Raw genomic sequence first — 18,026 nt, 5'->3', positions numbered from 1 at the left:
GCCCAGCCGGGATTGCCGTGACCTCCCCCCAGGCCCTCACTGCAGGTGCTGCGCCGGCGTGGGTGGCCGCCGGCGCGATGGAGTGGCTTACCAGCCGAAGCCGGCACCGACGCCAACCGAGCTGTCGTCGCTGCTGAAAGCACCGCCGAAGGTCACCGTGGCGCGATCGCTGATCGCACGCTGGTAGCCCAGCGACAACGCCGACTCGCCGCCCTGGAAACCAATGCCGACGCCGACCCGGTTCTGGGTGCGGATACCGGCGGCACTGGTGGCCATGTTGAGCATCGCCGCGCTCATCGCACCCTGGCGGTCGATGCGGCGATCCATGTGGCGCAGGCGTCCGTCGATCTCGCCCTTGAACACATCGAAGCTGTCGGCGACGGCCTGGACGCGGCTGTCGGTGTAGCTGTTGGCCGTGGCCATGCCACGGTCGAGCTGGCCCTTGTTGACCGCATCGGTGGCCGTGGTACCCGCCGCCACATTGGTGACCTGGCGCTCGTTGCCTTCACTGCCCACCGAGACCGTGTTGGCACGATCGGCAACCGAGCCCTGGCCCAGCGCCACCGCGTTCGCCGCGGTGGCATTGGCGCCCTGGCCGATGGCCGTGGACGAGGCGCCGCTGGCGACAGCGCCCTCGCCCATGGCGACGGCATTGAAGCCGTTTGCCGGCGTGCCCACCGGAATGCCGGCACCCGCTGCGGCGGCGGTCGGCGTGCCCTGCACGCGCGCGGTGCTGGCCGGTGCCGCGTCGGCCGTTGCAGGTGCATCAGCGGAGCTGGCCAGCGGGCTCTCATCCAGCGAGGCACTCATCGCGCGCAGGTTGGCAGTCCCGGCACGCGAGCCACCGGCGGTTCTGCGGTCGATCTCGCTGACCTTGCGGTCCAGCGCGCCGAGCGCATCGCCGACGTTGCTGTAGGTGGCGCCCTGGATCACGTAGTTCGGAGCCACGAACACCCCCTGCATGCCGACGCTGGCACCGCCGCCGAGGAAGCTGGCGGCATCGCTGAGCGACTGGAACAGCTGGCCGCCGTTGATCGCCTGGCGACTGCCCGCAGCGATGCTGCCGGCACCGACGTTGTCGATGGTGGTGCCCTGGAAGCCGGACAGGGTCAGGCGGTCACGGCTGGCGTCGTCGTAGCCGACCGCGCTGGCCGCGGTGGTTTCCACGGTGGCGATGCGCGAATCGAAATCGCCCACGCGCGTTTCCACCGCGCCCACCCGCTGGTTGGTGACGTTGAGCTGGGAGCCGGTGATGGCATCGCTGCTGCCGGCGGCGATGCGGCCATCGGCCACATTGACGATGCGGCGCGTGGCTGGACCATCGGTGCCATTGCCACCGCCGACCGACACCACGTTGGCATCGAGCGCACGCGAGCCCGCACCCAGCGCCACCGAGTTGGCACCGGACGCGCCGGCACTGTTGCCCAGTGCAAGTGCACCGTTGCCGATCGCCATCGCGTTGGCGCCCAGCGCATTGCTGCGTGCGCCGCTGGCACTGGCCGCCGAACCGATCGCGGCGGCATCACTGCCGCTGGCGCTGGCGATACCTGCGCCGGTGGCCTTGACGTAACGTGCCGTGCCATCGGCGGTCGCTGCGACCGCATCAAGCTGGCCACGATTGACCGCATCGGTGCGCTCGGTACCGGCAGCGACGCGGGTGATCTGACGATCACTGGTACTGCTGCCCACCGACACGGTGTTGGCACGGTCGGCCACCGAGCCTGCGCCCAGTGCGATGCTGCCGGCCGCCGACGCGTTGGCACTGACACCCACCGCAGTGGCATTGGCGCCGGTGGCCTTGCTGCCATAGCCGACCGCAGTACCGAGGCGGCCACTGGCTTCGGCATAGCTGCCCAGCGCCGAAGCGCCATCGGCCGAAGCATTGGCGCGGAAACCACTGGCCTGCGACTGGGTGCCGCTGGCCGTGGCCTGCGCGCCGCTGGCGGTGCTGTAGGCGCCCTTGGCCTGGGCACCGGCACCGGTAGCGCTGGCGCCGAGTTCGCTGGCGCTGGCACCGCTGCCCACGGCCACGCTGTCGACACCAGCAGCCTGCGCCGCGTTGCCCAGTGCGGCCGCATTGTTGCCGGTGGCCAGTGCATCGAAGCCCACGGCCGTGGCATTGGCGGCCATGGCGTTGGCACCACTGCCCAGCGCAGTGGCGCCGTTGCCGAGCGCATTGGCCGCGTTGCCGGCGGCCAGTGCGTTGTCACCGTCCACCAGGGCACCGGCCTCGCCATCGGCATTGCCGCTGGCCTGGAACTGCCGGCTGGTCTTGTCGGCAACGCTGGCGACCGTATCCAACTGGCCCTTGTTCACCGCATCGGTGGCTTCGGTACCGGCTGCGACATGGGTGACCTGGCGCTCACCGCCCGCCTTGCCGACAGCCACCGTGTTGTCACGGTCGGCCTTGGAGCCGGCGCCGAGCGCGACGCTGTTGCTGCCGTTGGCGGTGGCATTGGCACCCAGTGCGGTGGCACTGCTGCCCGCCGCCCACGAATTCCAGCCAATCGCCGTGGCGTAGTCTTCGGTGGCCCACGCGCCCGCACCGAATGCCGCAGCACCGGTGCCACTGGCACGCGAGGGGATCAGGCCGAAGAAGGTGCTGCCACCGATCGCCACGCTTTCTTCGCCACTGGCTTCGCTGGACTGACCGACCGCTACTGCACCGGTACCGGCGGCGGCGGCACCGAAGCCGACCGCCGTGGTGTTGGCGCCACTGGCCGCCGAACCGTAGCCCAGTGCCGTGCCGAGCCGACCGCTGGCTTCGGCATAACCGCCGACAGCGGTAGTGCCATCGGCGGACGCGGCACTGCGGAAGCCGCTGGCCAGTGCCTGGGTGCCGCTGGCATTGGCTTCAGTGCCCGTGGCCGTGCTGTAGGCACCGCTGGCCTGCGCGCGCGCGCCGACCGCGCTTGCGCCCAGTTCACTGGCGCTGGCGCCGGTACCGAGCGCCAGGCTGTCTTCGCCGGTGGCCTGTGCCGTGCTGCCCAGGGCAGCCGCGTTGCTGCCGGTGGCCAGCGCATCGATGCCTACCGCCGTGGCGTTGGCCGCGAGCGCATTGGCACCACTACCCAGCGCGGTGGCGCCGTTGCCGATGGCATTGGCGGCGTCACCTGCGGCCAGCGCGTTGTCGCCCTCCACCAGCGCCCCGGTTTCACCATCGGCATTGCCGCTGGCCTGGAACTGCCGGCTGGTCTTTTCCGCTGCCGCGGCTACGGCATCGAGCTGATTCCTGTTGACCGCATCATTACCCTGCGTGCCATCGGCCACGTTGGTGATCTGGCGGGTGTTGCCACCGCCGCCCACCGACACGGTGTTGTCGCGGTCGGCAATCGAGTCCGCACCCAGCGCCACGCTGTTGGCACCGCGCGATTCGGCGGCGTTGCCCAGTGCGGTGCTGTTGATGCCCCCCGACCAGGCGCCACCACCCACCGCAGTGGAGTAGTTGCCCGATGCCTCGGTGGCCAGCAGACCGAACAGCGAGCCGCCGACGGCGACACTGTTCGTGCCGGTGGCCAGGCTGCCCTGGCCGGTTGCAGTGCTGTAGGCACCGGAGGCTTCCGAGTCGCCACCCACGGCCACGCTGTTGGAACCGGAGGCATTGGCAAAGTTGCCGAACGCGGTGGCATTGAACGCCGAGGCCTGCGCGTAGCCACCGATGGCGGTGCTGTAACCGCCGCTGGCTTCGGCACCGATACCGAAGGCCGCCGACGCCGTACCACTGGCTACGCTCTCGCTACCGACAGCGGTGGCCGCGTCACCACTGGCATTGCTGAAGTAGCCCACGGCCACGGCCTCTTCGCCGGACGCTTCGGACAGCACGCCATTGGCAGTGCTACCGGCGCCGCTGGCGATGCTGGCCGCACCGAACGCCGCGCTCTGCTCGCCGCTGGCTTCGCTTTCCGCGCCATGCGCGGTGGCGTACTCGCCCGTGGCCTGTGCGTTGGCACCAACAGCGCTGGCGTTGGCTGCGGTCGCCAACGCATTGAAGCCCAGCGCCTGCGCATTGCTGGCCAACGCGTTGGCGCCGCTGCCCAGTGCGGTAGCGCCATTGCCGATGGCGTTGGCGGCATCACCGGCCGCCAGTGCGTTGTCACCTTCCACCAATGCACCGGCTACGTCGTCGCCGTTGCCGCTGGCCTGGAAGAAGCGGCTGGTGGTGGCTGCTGCGCCTGCCACGGCATCCAGCTGCGCCTTGTTCACCGCATCGGTAGCCTGGGTACCGGCAGCGACATTGGTCACCTGGCGTTCGTTGCCAGTGCTGCCCACCGATACCGTGCGCGCACGGTTGGCAACCGAGCCGGCGCCCAGCGCAACCGCATTGCTGGCGCTGGCATTGCTGCCCGCACCCAGCGCGATCGCGCTTTCACCACCGGCTACCGTGTTGGTGCCGATGGCGATGCTGTTGATGCTGTTGCCCAGCGCCTGGAAGCCCAGCGCCACGCTGTTGTCGCCATAGCCGAAGGCACCACGGCCGACCGCTGTGGAGCTGGCGCCGTTGGCCCAGCTGTTGTAACCAATGGACGTTGCGCCGCTGCCACTGGCCCAGGCCGCGTTGCCGAACGCCGAGGCATTGGTGGCAGTGGCCCATGCACCCGAACCGAATGCTGCTGCGCCACTGGCAGTCGCCCAGCTGTAACCGCCTACTGCAGTGCTGTCATCGCTGCTGGCGAATGCGCTGTCGCCGACCGCAACCGCATAGCTGCCGGTGGCGCGCGACTTGCCGCCTGCGGCGAAGCTGTTGTCACCACTGGCCTTGGCCGCGTTGCCGAAGGCGCTGCTGGCAGCCCCGGTGGCCTGCGCGCCGCTGCCGACTGCGGTGGCATCGGCAACAGCGGTGGTGCCCACCTGCTGCGCCGTGCCATCGGCACCGATGATCGGCTGGTTGAACTCGTCGTAGGCCTGGCCGAGGCCACCGATGGCGACACCGCCATTACCGGTGGCCGCGCTGTTGCGGCCCACGGCCACGCTGTCATCGCCGATGGCCGACGCGGCAGCACCATGTGCAATGGCACCTGCGCCGATCGCATTGCTCGACGAACCCACAGCGATGGAGCCTTCGCCATCAGCCAGTGCGCCAGCATCACTGCCCGCCTCCGGCTGTGCCTGGAAGAAACGCGCGGTGGTGTCGGCAGTGCCGGCCACGGCGTCGAGCTGGGCTTTGTTCACCGCATCGGTGGCTTCGCTGCCCGCAGCGACGCTGGTGATCTGCCGCTCGTTGCCGGCGCTGCCGACGGCCACGCTGTTGGCGCGCACCGCTTCGGAATTCGCGCCGAGTGCCACACTGTTCGCGCCGCGTGCGGTGGCGTAGTAACCCACGGCCGTGCTCTGCGCACCGCTCGCCCAGGTCTGCGCGCCGAGGGCACTGGCGTTCTCGCCCGGTGCATAGGCGAAGTAGCCGACCGCGGTCGCTTCGGCGCCGGAGGCTTCGCTGAGGCTGCCGTTGGCCACGGCACGGTCGCCACTGGCGATGGCACCGGCACCGACGGCGGTGGCGGCTTCGCCACTGGCCTGGGTCTGCACGAAGAAGCCCAGGCCGGGGATCAGGTCAGCCGGACCACCGATGGCGACGCTGCTGGTACCCGTCGCATTGCTCTGCGTACCCAGCGCGGTGGAGTAGTCACCGATGGCATTGGCCACGGCGCCGAAGGCCGACGCCTGCGCACCGGCCGCATAGGCGCCGACGCCGTAGGACGACGCCGCAAAACCACTGGCTTCGGCACTGGCGCCGACCGCAGTGCCGCCGACGCCTGCGCTGGTTGCGCCGGTTTCCACCGGCACGCCGCCGCTGGTGATCAGCGGGTTGCCGTCGGCATCCACCGCAGCGCCACCCACGGCAACGCTGCCCGGACCGTTGGCCTGCGCGTTGTTGCCGAACGCGGCACTGTTCTGGCCCGAGGCCAGCGCGTTGTTGCCAACGGCAGTGGCGTTCTGCGCGATGGCGGTGGCGCCGGCACCGACTGCAGTGGTGCCGTTGCCGATGGCATTGGCGGCCTCGCCGGCCGCCAGCGCCTCGTCGCCCTCGGCCAGTGCACCGGCATCGCTGTTGCTGCTGCCGTTAGCCTGGAAGCGCTTGGCGGTGGCATCGGCCACGGCGGCAACGTCCTTCAGCTGACCGACATTGACTGCATCGTTGTCTTCAGTGCCGGCGGCCACGCTGGTGATCTGCCGGGTCAGGCCGTATCCGGCGGCGCCGACGGACACGGTATCGACGCGGTCGGCCAGCGAACCCGCGCCGAGCGCCACGCTGCCGGTGGCAACCGCGGCGGAGTTGGAACCCAGCGCGGTGCTGTATTCACCGACAGCCGTGCTGAACGCACCGACTGCGATCGATGCTTCGTTGGCGGCGGTGGCGCCACGACCGAGCGCGGTGCTGCCCGGGCCCATCGCCACGGCACCGCCGCCAACAGCGGTGGCGCCATCGGCGGTGGCTTCGGACAAGGCACCCAGCGCGGTAGCCGCGCCGTTTTCGCTGGCGGCGGTAGCGCTTGCACCGACGGCAGTGTCGCCGAGACCGAAGGCCGCAGCGCTCTGCCCGACCACCACGCTGGCATCGCCGATCGCCAAAGCACCCTGGCCGAACGCGCTGGCGCCGATGCCAGCGGCAATGGCCTGGGTGCCGATGGCGGTGGTGGCGTTGGCCAGCGACTGCGCACCCGCACCGGCCGCAACTGCGCCCTGCCCGTCGATCTTCGCCGCGTCGCTGTCATCGCCTGCGCCATCGGCCTTGAAATAGCGGTTGCCATCTGCGGCAACGTCGGCCAGCGCAGCCTGGGTGGCGCGCGCCTGCGCGTCCAGCTGCGCCTTGTTCACCGCATCGGTCGCCTGGGTGCCCGCCGCAACGTTGGCGATCTGCCGTTCCTTGCCGGCATCGCCGACGGACACGGTGTTGGCCCGCGTGGCCTTGGAGCCAGCGCCCAGCGCAACGCTGTTGGCCGCACTGGCATTGCTGTTGCTGCCGATCGCCACCGCGTTGCTGCCCTTGGCCGTGGCCGAGCCTTCGATCAGGCACTTTTCGAGCAGCTTGCCGCTGAATGCAACGCAGGTGGCGCTGCCGCCGATCTGCACCGACTGTGCTGCGGCGATACCGCTCATGCCCAATCCCAATACCAGGCCCAGTGCCATCGCCAACCTTGCGGGCGCAGCCTGCGTTGCATCGCGGCGCTGGTCGACGACCCCGCCGCCGCTGTCGGAGGAGGCCAGTTCCGAGGCCACCACCAACTGACCCAATGCTTTGTTCCAGACCTTGCGATAAATCCGATTCATCGGTACGGCTCCTGATTGGACTGGTTTTGGGCAAAGCAACGCCACCGCTGGGCTTTCCGGCCCAACGTCCCCTGGGGGCGTTTATTCGCGTGATTTACTGCGGGGTATTGCCGAACGGCGCGCAGCGACAGAAAACCGAGCGCGTGCGCCAAGCGGTTACTGCGAAATGAATGATTCTGAAACGGGGTTCAAGTGTTAACGGCAACTTTGCAGATCGTCAAGACTTTGACACAGCAAATCCTATTGCCGTGAAGCACATCACTATTTCACGTGTTTATGAAAGGATTTTGTTATGCATGCGTGACGATTCCTCGACGCATGAAAATGCATGTAACTAGCGGTCGCGACTGGAGTTTCAAGCGCGCAAAGAAAAACCCGCCGATCAACGGCGGGTTTTTCCATACGCGATGGCATTGAGGCCTGCGCGATGCAGTGCGATCAGCCGCACCACACCCGCGCGTTGCGGAACATGCGCATCCACGGCGAGTCACCCTGCCACTCGGCCGGAGCCCAGCTCAGGTTGAGCGCGCGCGGGGTGCGCTCCGGGTGCGGCATCATGATGGTGACGCGGCCGTCGCTGCTGGTCAGGCCGGTGATGCCGTCCGGCGAACCGTTCGGGTTCAGCGGGTACTGGCTGGCGACGTTGCCATTGCCGTCGATGTAGCGCAGCGAGACGCGTGCGGCGGCCTGGTCAACGGCGTTGTCGAACACCGCCTGGCCTTCACCATGCGCCACCGCCACCTGCAGGCGTGATCCGGCCATGCCACGCAGCAGGATCGACGGCGATTCCACCACTTCCAGCAACGCAGTGCGGGCTTCGAACTGCTCGCTGGCGTTGCGGCGGAACTGTGGCCAGTGCTCGGCCCCCGGAATGATGCCCTTCAGCTGGCTCATCATCTGGCAGCCGTTGCACACGCCCAGCGCGAAGCTGTCCTCGCGGGCGAAGAACGCAGCGAAGGCATCACGCAGCGCGCTGCGCTCCAGGATCGAGGTGGCCCAGCCACGGCCGGCACCGAGCACGTCGCCGTAGCTGAAGCCACCACAGGCGACCAGGCCGGTGAAGTCCTGCAGGGCCACGCGGCCTTCGATCAGGTCGCTCATGTGCACGTCAAACGCGCGGAAGCCGGCACGTTCGAAGGCGTTGGCCATTTCAATCTGGCCGTTCACGCCCTGCTCGCGCAGCACGGCCACGCGCGGGCGCGCACCGGTGCTGATGAACGGCGCCGCCACGTCCTCGTTGAGGTCGAAGCTGAGCTTGGGCTTCAGGCCCGGCGCCGTGAAGGAACGCGCAATCTCGCGCTCGGCGTCGGCGTTGGCCGGGTTGTCGCGGCGCTTCTGCATGGCGTGGGTGACCGACCACCAGGCATCGAACAGCGCGTCCCAGCGCCACTCGGCCAGGTTCTCGCCACCCAGCGACACGCGCACCACCGGTGCGGTGGTCGGCTTGGCGATGCGCTGCGCGCATTCGGTCAGTGCATGGCGCTCGACCAGGTCGGCGAACGCAGCACGGTCTTCGCGCGCGATCTGCACCACCGCGCCCAGCTCTTCGTTGAACAGGCTGCGGAACGGATCATCACCCCAGGCATCGAGGGTGATGTCCAGGCCCAGGCGCGAGGTGAAGGCCATTTCGCACAGCGCAGCGAAGGCGCCGCCGTCGCTGCGGTCGTGATAGGCCAGCAGCAGGCCGGACTGGCGCGCATCGCGGATCAGCTCGAAGAAGCCACGCAGGCGCTGCGGGTCGTCCAGGTCCGGCGCGGCACCGGCAAAGGCCGGCAGATCGGCGTGGTCGGCATGCACCTGGGCCAGAATCGAACCGCCCAGGCGCTGCTTGCCGGCGCCCAGGCCGATCAGCCACAGCTCGCTTTCCACGTCGCGGTCGAGCAGCGGGGTCAGCTGCTGGCGCACGTCAGCCACCGGCGCAAACGCCGAGATCACCAGTGACACCGGCGACACGCTCTTGTGCGCTTCGCCCTGGTCGTGCCACTGCGCCTGCATCGACAGCGAGTCCTTGCCCACCGGGATGCTGATGTCCAGCTGCGGGCACAGTTCCATGCCCACCGCCTTCACTGCATCGTACAGCAGCGCGTCTTCGCCCGGGTGGCCGGCCGCGGCCATCCAGTTCGCCGACAGCTTGATCTCATCCAGCGCATCGACCGGGGCCGCGCACAGGTTGGTCAACGCTTCGCCCACCGCCATGCGTGCCGAAGCAGCGGCGTCGAGCAGGGCCAGCGGGGTGCGCTCGCCGATCGACATCGCTTCGCCGGCCACGCCGTCGAAGTCGGCCAGGGTGATCGCCACGTCGGAAACCGGCAGCTGCCACGGGCCGACCATCTGTTCGCGTGCGGTCAGGCCGCCGACGCTGCGGTCACCGATGGTGACCAGGAAGTTCTTTGAGGCCACGGTCGGGTGCGCGAGCACGCGAAGGCCGGCTTCCTGCAGGTCCAGACCGCCGGTCTTCAGCGCCGGCCAGCGCGGGGCCGGCGGGTGCGCGGTGTCGCGGTGCATCTTCGGCGGCTTGCCGAACAGCACATCCATCGGCAGGTCGATCGGCGCATCGGCCGGGGTATGGCCCGGCACGGCACCGTAGGCCACCACCAGGTGCTCCTCGGCAGTCGCCACGCCAACCGCAGCGAACGGGCAGCGCTCGCGGGCGCACAGTGCGGCGAACTCGGCCAGGCGCTCCTGGGCCACGCCCAGCACGTAGCGTTCCTGCGACTCGTTGCACCACAGCTGCATCGGCGACAGCGACGGATCATCGGTGGGCACCTTGCCCAGGTCGATGACACCGCCGACCTTGGAGTCGTGCAGCAGTTCCGGGATGGCATTGGACAGGCCACCGGCACCGACGTCGTGGAAGAATTTGATCGGGTTGTTGGCGCCCATCGCCACGCAGCGGTCGATGACCTCCTGGCAGCGGCGCTCCATTTCCGGGTTGTCGCGCTGCACGCTGGCGAAGTCCAGGTCCTCGGCGCTCTCGCCGGAGGCCACCGAACTGGCGGCACCGCCGCCCAGGCCGATCAGCATCGCCGGACCGCCGAGCACAATGACCGCATCACCGGCCTGCAGCTGGATCTTGTCGACCTGCACGCGGTCGATCGCGCCGAGGCCACCGGCCAGCATGATCGGCTTGTCGTAGGCACGCACCAGATCGGCGCCTTCCGGCAGCTCGAAGCTGCGGAAGTAGCCGAGCAGGTTCGGGCGGCCGAACTCGTTGTTGAACGCGGCGCCGCCAAGCGGGCCGTCGGTCATGATTTCCAGCGCCGGTGCCATGCGCGGGTTCAGCGCGCGCGGCGCTTCCCACGGCTGCGGCAGCTCGGGAATGCGAAGGTGCGAGACCGAGAACCCGGACAGGCCCGCCTTCGGCTTGCCGCCGCGGCCGGTCGCGCCTTCGTCGCGGATCTCGCCACCGTTGCCGGTCGAGGCACCCGGGAACGGCGCGATCGCGGTCGGATGGTTATGCGTTTCCACCTTGATCTGGAACGCGCTGGGCACCTGCGGCTCGCGGCGGTATTCGCCGCTGGCCGGATCCGGGCGGTAACGCGACGCCGGATGGCCTTCGATCACCGCGGCGTTGTCGCTGTACGCGCTGAGCGTGTGCTGCGGGGTCTGCTGGTGGGTGTTCTTGATCATCCGGAACAGCGAACGGTCCTGTTCCTGGCCGTCGATGGTCCAGCTGGCGTTGAAGATCTTGTGGCGGCAGTGCTCGGAATTGGCCTGCGCGAACATCATCAGCTCGACGTCGGACGGCGCGCGGCCGAGCGCGGTGAAGCGTTCGCGCAGGTAGTCGATCTCGTCCTGGGCCATGGCCAGGCCGAGGCGCTGGTTGGCGGCCTCCAGCTGGTCCACCGGCACGCGTTCCAGTTCACCGCGGGCCGGCGCCGAGAACAGCGCCAGGCCCTGTTCCACGGTCTCCAGCACCGACTGCGTCATCGGGTCGTGCAGCGCCTTGACCAGCGCCTGCTGGGCGGCGGCATCGGCCGGCCACCCCTGCACGTCGATGCGCAGGCCACGCTCGACCCGGCTGACCGGCTGCCCGGCACCACGGACCAGTTCGGTGGCCTTGCTCGACCACGGCGACAGCGTACCCAGGCGCGGCACCACGATGCGGCTGACCGCACCTTCGGCCACGGCCTCGGCCTGCGGCGCAGCTTCGAGGATGCGGCACAGCGTGATCAGGTCGGGGGCGGCGCTGCCTTCGGGCTGCACGAAGTAGACGTGCCAGGCACCGCTGATACGCAGGGAGGGAGCGATGGACTGCAGGCGGGATTCAAGACGTTCGCGGCGGAACGGCGACAGGGCGGGCGCGCCCTCAAGGACCATCATGTCCGGGGAACCGTAGTTGGGAAACGGGCCCGACATTGTACCGGAAGCGGGGGAAGGGCTTTGGCCGGGCGGCGCCCGGCACCCGCAGAGGCGCCCAAGCCAAGGCCACAGCCAGAGCAAAGGCAAAAGCCACAGCAACAACGGGCATTCCGTGGGATGGCGGGGTGGGTCCGGTTGCGGGGGACGCCGTGAATCCGTCCATGGAGGCTCGATCGCCGCATCCATGCGGCTCACGCCCCCGCAACCGGACCCACCCCGCCTTCGACAGATTTCCGCGATCTGCGGTAGATCCACGCCATGCGTGGATGCTCCCCGGTAGTGCCGGCCGCTGGCCGGCAACCAGGGAAATTTCAGAAATCAGGCATTGAAGAGCGAAGCGACCGGCTTCTGCCTTTGATTTTCTGTTCTGTCTTCCGTGGCTGGCCGCGCAGGAACCTGTCCGTGGCCGGGCGGGTGGGCTGCGCAGGGGCGTGAGCCGCATGGGCCCGAGGCATGCCTCGGGCGGGTTGGGCAGGACGCCCAACCCTGGCCTTGCCGCGCGTGCAGGACTGCGCGCAAGAGCAAGCGGCGACCGAGCTTACAGGGACGTACTTGCAGCGTCCCCTGCGCAGCCCACCCGCCCGGCCAACCCCCAGAAATCTGCTTTTCGCGGAAAGCCCCAGCCACGAGGGGCTCCGCCGATGGCCGCCGACCGCGCGCAGCGCCGCTCTCCGCCAAATCCCCGAACCATGCACTCGCTCACGGATTGACCACACGATTGATGACAACGTTGTCCCTACCTGGCGCCGGACTCTCTCCCCGGCCTCCCAGGTACCTCCGTCCGCCCCCTCCGTCGCCTTCCCCGGCGACGCCCGGACCTGCGTCACGCGCGGCGCCATCGGGGCCCGCGCGCCCTTTGATCGGAGACTTACCCATGTACGACCCGATTGTGCGCAGTGCCGAACGTTCGACCCGAAGCTGTCGTCCCCGCCGCCTGGCCTGGCTGCTTGCCCTGGCCGCCGGTACCGCCGCCCTGCCCGGCCTGGCGCAGGCCGCCAGCTGTGCCGGGGTGGCCCAGTGGGACCAGGCCAAGATCTACCGGGCCGGCGATACCCTGCAGAAAGGAGGCGTCCTCTATCGGGCGAACCAGGACATCTGGAACGCGCCGCCGGACCATCCGGCCGGTGCGCCCTACTACACCAACCTCGGTGCCTGCGATGGCAGCGGCAGCAACCAGCCGCCGGTGGTCAGCCTGACCTCGCCGGCCAACGGCGCCACCTTCAGCGCCGGCAGCACGGTCAACGTGACCGCCAACGCCAGTGATCCGGACGGCAGCGTCGCCAAGGTCGAGTTCTTCCGCGATGGCAGCACGCTGGGCGTGGCCACCAGTGCGCCGTACGCGGCCAGCTGGGCCAATGCCAGCGCCGGCAGCCACACCCTGCGTGCAGTCGCGACCGACAACAACAACGCCACCACCAGCACCGCGACCATCACCATCACCGTCAACGCCGCCGGTGGCGATACCACCGCACCGAGCGTGCCGGGCGGGCTGGCGGTCGGCACCCGCACCGCCAACAGCATCGCGCTCAGCTGGAGCCCGTCCACCGACAACACCGGTGGCAGCGGCGTGGCCGGCTACGACGTGTACCGCAACGGCAGCCTGGTCGGTTCACCGTCCAGCGCCAGCTACATCGATGGCGGGCTGACTGCCTCCACCACCTACCGCTACCGGGTTCGTGCCCGCGACAACGCCGGCAACGCCTCGGCCCAGGGCACCGAGATCAGCGCCACTACGCTGGCCGGCGACGGCGGCACCACCGGCAAGCGGGTGATCGGTTACTTCACCCAGTGGGGCATCTACGGCCGCAACTACCGGGTCAAGAACATCGACAGCAGTGGCTCGGCCGCACGCCTGACCCACATCAACTACGCGTTCGGCAACGTGCGCAACAACCGTTGCGAAGTGGGCATCACCCAGCCGTCGGATCCGAACAGCGGTGCCGGTGGCGATGCCTTCGCCGACTACACCAAGGCCTTCAGTGCCGCCGAGAGTGTCAGCGGCAGCGCCGATACCTGGGACCAGCCGCTGCGCGGCAACTGGAACCAGCTCAAGCAGCTCAAGGCCAAGTACCCGGGCATGAAGGTGCTGATCTCGCTCGGTGGCTGGACCTGGTCGCGTGGCTTCTCCAGCGCGGCGCGTCCGGAAAACCGCCAGGCCTTCGTCGCCTCGTGCATCGACGCCTATATCAAGGGCAACCTGCCGGTGACCGACGGTGCCGGTGGCGCTGGTGCCGCACTGGGCGTGTTCGACGGCATCGACATCGACTGGGAGTACCCGGTGGCCTGTGGCATCGAATGCGGCAAGCCGGAGGACAACGCCAACTTCACCGCGCTGATGGCCGAGTTCCGCCGCCAGCTCGATGCGGTGCGTCCGGGCCTGTTGCTGACGGTGGCGGTGGGTGCCGGCATCGACAAGATCCGCGTCACTGATCCGGCCGCGTACCACCCGTACCTGGACTACATCAACGTGATGACCTACGACTTCCACGGCGCGTGGGATGCGAAGACCAATCACCAGTCGGCGCTGTTCGATTCGCCGAATGATCCGTCCACCGGCGACCAGAAGCTCTACAACAGCAACGACGCCATCGAGGCCTTCATCAGCCGTGGCGTGCCCGCCGCCAAGCTCAACCTGGGCATCGGCTACTACGGGCGCGGTTGGACCGGTGTGGCCAACGCCAACAACGGCCTGTACCAGGCCGCGACCGGCGCCGCCCCGGGCACCTACGAGGCCGGCATCGAAGACTGGAAGGTACTGAAGAACCTGGCGTGGCCGGGCTACACCGACAACACCGCCGGTGCCACCTGGATCTACAACGGCAGCACGCTGTGGAGCTTCGACACCCCGGCCAACATCACCCGCAAGATGGGCTACGTGAAGACCCAGGGCCTGGGCGGCGCGTTCGTCTGGGAGTTCAGTGGCGACGATGCACAGGGCACGCTGACCAAGGCGGTCAGTGATGGCCTGAAATAAGAGAAAAGCCGGGGATGCGACACGCATCCCCGGCCTCGTTCGATTGATGCATCCGCCGGGCATGGCCCGGCGGCATTCCCGGTCAGCGCTTGGCCGACAGCTTTTCCAGCGCCGCACGCAGCTGCGCCGGCGGCAGGTAACCGCCCAGCTGGATGCCGTCCGGGGCGAAGATCGCCGGCGTGCCGTTCACGCCCAACTGCTGGCCCAGCGCGTACTGCATCGCCACCGGGTTGGTGCAGTTCTTGGCCGGCACACTGCCACCGCGCTTGGCGTTGGTCAGGGCCTGGCGGCGATCCGCTGCACACCAGACCGAAATCATGTCGGTGTAGTCCTTGCTGCCCAGGCCCATGCGCGGGAATGCCAGGTACTCGACCGAGATGCCGTTGCGGTTGAGCTCTGCGATGTCCTGATGCAGCTTGCGGCAGTAGCCGCACTCGATGTCGGTGAACACGCTGATGGTGTACTTGGCATTGGGCGCAGCGAACACGATGCGGTCGCCGTGGTTGGCCTTGGCCAGCAGGTCGCGGCGGTAGCCGAGCAGGCCTTCGCTGTTGGCCGGGCCCTTGGCACGCGTGTCGTAGGGCTGCGACTGGAACAGGTAGCGGCCATCGTCGGACACGTACAGCAACTGGCCGGAGACCACGACCTCGCGGAAGCCGGGGAACGGCGCAGCGCCGATGTAGTCCACCTGGAAGCCGGGATTCAGGGCGGTCAGCGCGGCGCGTACGGCCTGGTCGGCCGAAGCGTTGGCGGCCGGGGCGGCCTTGGCCGCAGCCGCGGCGGGTGCCTTGGCGGCCGGCGGAGCCGGCTGGGCGCAGGCGGTCAGGCTGAGCGCACCGAACACGGCGGCGATGGCAAATCGGAGCATGGAGCGGTCCGCAGCAGAAGAAGACCCCGGATTCTGACACAGCCACCCGTACCCGGCCGCGATGGTGCGCACAGCCCGAGGCCGGGGTTCAGGCCGCTGCTCAGCCGCGCGGGTGATGGCGGGCGTGCAGTTTCTGAAGGTGCTCGCGCGCCACCAGGGTGTAGATCTGAGTGGTGGACAGCGAGCTGTGGCCGAGCAGCATCTGCAGCGCGCGCAGGTCGGCGCCACGGTTGAGCAGATGCGTGGCGAAGCTGTGGCGCAGGCCATGCGGGCTGATCCGCACCGGGTCGATACCGGCCACCTGCGCGTGGCGCTTGACCAGGTGCCAGAAGGCCTGCCGGGTCAGCGCATGCAGCGTCGGCTCGACGAACAACGGCGTCTGCCCATCGGCCAGTGCCTGCACCCTGCCCCTGCCGACCAGCTGCGGCCGCGACTGCTGCAGGTAGCGTTCCAGCCAGTGCTGCGATTCCTCGCCCAGCGGCACCAGCCGCTCCTTGCTGCCCTTGCCCGTGACCCGCAGCACGCCCTGGCGCAGGTTGACTGCCGTGGCCGGCAGCAGCACCAGCTCGCTCACGCGCAGGCCGGCGGCATACATCAGCTCCAGCATGGCGCGATCGCGCAGGCCCAGCGGACTGTCGATGTCCGGCGCCGCCAGCAGTGCGTCGATCTGGCTTTCGGCCAGCGCCTTCGGCAACAGCCGCGGCAGCTTCGGCGGGTCCAGCAGTGCACTGGGGTCCTCGCTGCGTTCACCACGGCGCACGCCATCGGCGAAGAACGCGCGCAGCGCCGACAGCAGGCGCGCATTGCTGCGCGGCGACCAGCCATGCCGGGTGCGCCAGGCCAGGTAATCGAACAGCCCCGGGCGCTCGATGCCGGCCAGGCCACCGTCGCGCCCATCCATCCAGCGCGCAAGCCCTTCCAGGTCGCGCCGGTAGCTGTCGAGGGTGGCGCGGGCCAGGCCGTTCTCGGCCCAGATCGCATCGAGGAAGCGCTGGATGCGCGCGCTGTCGTCGGCGCGCAGCTCGGGCAGTTGCTGCACCAGCTGGCGGCGTTCGGCGGGGGTGGAAACAAGGGCCATGGGTGCAGGATACGAGGGCCACTGCGGGCGCGGCCAGCTTTGCGTATGCTCGGCGCATGTCCCGCCCCGCCACCGACACGGCCCCTGCGGCCGCTACCGAAATGCCCCGCCCACGTGCCTTGTTGGCCTGGCGCGTGCTGGCGATGGTCTACGACGCACTGCCGGTGCTGGCGCTGTGGATGCTGGCCGGCACGCTGTTCACCCTCGCCTACACCTTCAGCGGCCACGCGCAGCGCGAGAACATCGCACCGTTCAGTGCCTGGCAGTGGCTGCTGTGGGCGGTGTGCTGGGGAATCACGGGGTGGTACGCCACGGCCAGCTGGCGCCGTGGCGGACAGACGCTGGGCATGCGACCGTGGCGGCTGAAACTGCAATCGAGCGATGGCACGCCGCTGCGGCGCGGCCAACTGTGGCTGCGCTTCGCGGTGGGCTCACTGTCGCTGCTGCTGGGTGGACTGGGGTTCTGGTGGGCATGGGTCGACCGCGACCGCCTGACCTGGCACGACCGCGCCAGCGGCACCCGCCTGATGCGCATGCCGAAGCAGTGATGCACCACGTGTAGAGCCGAGCATGGGCTCGGCTCTACACGATCAACGCAGCGATCAGCCGGCTGGCGCCGGGTCCGGCAGGATCACCGCCGGCTGCGTCCAGAGGTCGAAGAAGGCGGACGCAAACGCATTGGCCTGCACGTCATCGGCCACCGGCGACTGTCCGCTCAACTGCGCACGGGTCTTCACGAACTCCTGCCACAGTTTCAGGCTGGCCTTCTTCAGGCGCTTCTGCTCGCCTGCATCGGTTGCGGCAAGGTACTGCGCGTACAGCTCGCGCATCGGTTTGCCCTGGGCCTCATAGGCCGCCGGAAGCGGCGGCAGCTGGGCGGCAGTGAAAGCCACCGATGCTGCCGGCGGCCGGTAGCCATCCGGCCCGAAAGCCTCCTTCAGCTCGTCCCCGGCATCCAGGTATTCGAAGAAGCCAGGCACGTTGTAGAGCTTGGTCCGGTAGTCGGACGAGGTATCCGGGCTGCTGGAGACCACCGTGTCAGGCAGCTCGCCCTTCAGTCCTGCGTCCCAGCGGCGCGGAATGAAGAAGCCGGTCGCCTTCACGTAGGGACCCTCGATCTCCACATCGTTCAGTTCGATCTTCGATGCCAGGTTGCCGGTATTGGTTTTGCTGGTGACGTACTGCTCGGTGACGATCACGTACTCGGCCATGGCCGGGTTGATCAGCCCACCGATCCCGTCGGCGTAGACAACCATGCGTACGCTGCCGATTTTCTCGCTCTGCAGCCGGTACTGGCCCGGCTCCAGGACCAGGGGCATGGAGGTGTGCGGCGGCAGGGTATGCACCTGCTGGTCGACCGACAAGGTCAGCGGTGCATCCGTCGGGTTGTCGATCTCGAAGTCGACGGTGGACCGGCTGCAGCCGGCAGAAAGCAGCACGGCCGCGATGTACGGCAGAAAGCGTTGGAAGCTCATGTT

General features: G+C 68.8%; 7 protein-coding genes. 2 read left to right on the top strand and 5 right to left on the bottom strand.

From position 1 onward, the window contains the following. Window positions 1-87 precede the first annotated feature (87 nt). On the bottom strand, window positions 88-7,266 hold the full coding sequence (locus ACZLIB_RS03020; RefSeq protein ID WP_478469141.1) for an ESPR-type extended signal peptide-containing protein: 7,179 nt from the start codon (window positions 7,264-7,266) through the stop codon (window positions 88-90). 438 nt (window positions 7,267-7,704) lie between these two features. Beyond that, complete coding sequence (gene purL, locus ACZLIB_RS03015) at window positions 7,705-11,589, bottom strand: phosphoribosylformylglycinamidine synthase (protein ID WP_478469140.1); 3,885 nt, start codon at window positions 11,587-11,589, stop codon at window positions 7,705-7,707. A gap of 913 nt (window positions 11,590-12,502) precedes the next feature. On the opposite strand from purL, the gene ACZLIB_RS03010 reads away from it, so the two are divergent. After that, window positions 12,503-14,602, top strand: a complete 2,100-nt coding sequence (locus tag ACZLIB_RS03010; RefSeq protein ID WP_478469138.1) for a glycosyl hydrolase family 18 protein — start codon at window positions 12,503-12,505, stop codon at window positions 14,600-14,602. Between the two features lie 82 nt (window positions 14,603-14,684). On the opposite strand, the gene ACZLIB_RS03005 is transcribed toward ACZLIB_RS03010, so the two are convergent. Then, window positions 14,685-15,470, bottom strand: coding sequence for a DsbC family protein (locus ACZLIB_RS03005; RefSeq protein ID WP_478469136.1), 786 nt, complete (start codon window positions 15,468-15,470; stop codon window positions 14,685-14,687). Between the two features lie 100 nt (window positions 15,471-15,570). After that, window positions 15,571-16,548 carry a site-specific tyrosine recombinase XerD gene (gene xerD / locus ACZLIB_RS03000; protein WP_423163240.1) on the bottom strand — a complete coding sequence of 326 codons (978 nt, stop codon included), beginning with the start codon at window positions 16,546-16,548 and terminating at the stop codon, window positions 15,571-15,573. Window positions 16,549-16,604: 56 nt separating this feature from the next. Between xerD and ACZLIB_RS02995 the strand changes: the two genes are divergently transcribed. Beyond that, on the top strand, window positions 16,605-17,096 hold the full coding sequence (locus ACZLIB_RS02995) for an RDD family protein (RefSeq protein WP_189720553.1): 492 nt from the start codon (window positions 16,605-16,607) through the stop codon (window positions 17,094-17,096). A 54-nt stretch (window positions 17,097-17,150) separates the two neighbouring features. On the opposite strand, the gene ACZLIB_RS02990 is transcribed toward ACZLIB_RS02995, so the two are convergent. After that, the gene (locus tag ACZLIB_RS02990) at window positions 17,151-18,023 is read right to left on the bottom strand and encodes a hypothetical protein (RefSeq protein WP_132809146.1); all 873 of its coding nucleotides are present in this window, start codon (window positions 18,021-18,023) and stop codon (window positions 17,151-17,153) included. Window positions 18,024-18,026 lie beyond the last annotated feature (3 nt).

The organism is Stenotrophomonas sp. 220_Sma (assembly GCF_056487375.1).
This window is presented reverse-complemented; position numbering and strand designations above follow the sequence as displayed.

Bases quoted from the DNA above. Each gene is read 5' to 3' on its own strand.
- ACZLIB_RS03020 (WP_478469141.1), bottom strand. From the start codon at position 7,266: ATGAATCGGATTTATCGCAAGGTCTGGAACAAAGCATTGGGTCAGTTG.
- purL (WP_478469140.1), bottom strand. From the start codon at position 11,589: ATGATGGTCCTTGAGGGCGCGCCCGCCCTGTCGCCGTTCCGCCGCGAA.
- ACZLIB_RS03010 (WP_478469138.1), top strand. From the start codon at position 12,503: ATGTACGACCCGATTGTGCGCAGTGCCGAACGTTCGACCCGAAGCTGT.
- ACZLIB_RS03005 (WP_478469136.1), bottom strand. From the start codon at position 15,470: ATGCTCCGATTTGCCATCGCCGCCGTGTTCGGTGCGCTCAGCCTGACC.
- xerD (WP_423163240.1), bottom strand. From the start codon at position 16,548: ATGGCCCTTGTTTCCACCCCCGCCGAACGCCGCCAGCTGGTGCAGCAA.
- ACZLIB_RS02995 (WP_189720553.1), top strand. From the start codon at position 16,605: ATGTCCCGCCCCGCCACCGACACGGCCCCTGCGGCCGCTACCGAAATG.
- ACZLIB_RS02990 (WP_132809146.1), bottom strand. From the start codon at position 18,023: ATGAGCTTCCAACGCTTTCTGCCGTACATCGCGGCCGTGCTGCTTTCT.